The sequence below is a fragment of the Paraburkholderia sp. RL17-373-BIF-A genome (assembly GCF_046030175.1).
Taxonomy (GTDB): Bacteria; Pseudomonadota; Gammaproteobacteria; order Burkholderiales; family Burkholderiaceae; genus Paraburkholderia.
Genome location: NZ_JARESO010000287.1, coordinates 1 through 1,074, shown reverse-complemented (window position 1 = coordinate 1,074; position 1,074 = coordinate 1). Strand labels below are relative to the sequence as shown.

Here is a 1,074-nt window from a genome sequence, read left to right as displayed (position 1 = left end):
CAACCGGGTCAGGTTACTGTTCTACGAGCGCACCGGCTTCTGGCTGATGCTGCGGCGCCTTGAGCAGGACCACTTCGTCTGGCCACGTCGGTCACAGGCGGTAATCGAGTTGACGACCGAACAACTGCATTGGCTCCTTGAGGGCATTGACGTTGATGCGGTGCGCCGCCATCCATCACGGCGGTACCGCCACGCGAGTTGAACGCCGGGGCGTTCCCGGTAAAACAACGGGGCGCCTGGACGGTTAGACGGTTACAAATTCCCGTAAACCCATCGCACGCAGTTCTTCGCTACCCTGGGAGCATGAACGAAGACGATTTCTCCCGATTGCCGCCGGCCGCCCAGGCCTATATCCGTGAACTCGAGACACGCAACCGGCAACTGGGCGAACGGGTTGCCCAACTGGAGGAGCAGTTCCGCCTGGCACAGAGCAAGCGCTTCGCGCCGAGCAGCGAGAAACTCGGGGATCGCGTCTTCGACGAGGCCGAACAGATTGCCGCCACCGACGACGATGACGCCGGCGATGTCGAAGACACGGTCGAGCTGCCCGATACTGGCCTGCCAGATGTACCCGGGTCGGCACGAAACAGGCCCGGACGCAAACCGTTGCCGGCACACCTGCCACGTCAGCGCGTCGAATACGACCTGCCCGAAGAGCAGAAGGTCTGCCCGAGCTTCGCCCATGCACTTCACCGCATGGGCGAAGAGGTCAGCGAACAGTTGCAAGCGAGAATGAAGCATGCTCAACGATTCCTTGAACGCGCCGCGCGGCTGCGCGGCTGCAGTATGCCAGCGCTGCTGATTCTCCTCATGCTCACCGTGTTCGTGGTACCGGCCACGGTCACGCCGGACAGCAAGATCGGGCAAATATTGCAGGACGTGCTCCTGTCGCTGATCGTGCCAAGCGGAGCGCTAGCAGTTTCGGACCGTCGCCTAGAATTCGTGCCGCTCGCGCTGGTCGCCGTCGTGGTGATTGCGGTGCGCTGGGAGGGGTGGTTCTTTCCGCCGGGCCTGCCGCCACCCATACGTAGCGAAGCACTGCTCTTTGCACTTGCTCTTCTCATTGCCTTCATT

2 protein-coding genes are annotated in these 1,074 nt (G+C 62.1%); both read left to right on the top strand.

Translation table 11 applies throughout. The annotated features are described in order from the left end of the window. Positions 1-202, top strand: a 202-nt coding sequence (tnpB, locus tag P0D80_RS50395; RefSeq protein WP_408296292.1) for an IS66 family insertion sequence element accessory protein TnpB, incomplete at its 5' end; no start/stop codon positions are given. Between the two features lie 101 nt (positions 203-303). Further along, the coding region (locus P0D80_RS50390; RefSeq protein WP_459252781.1) for an IS66 family transposase at positions 304-1,074 on the top strand (771 nt) is incomplete at its 3' end.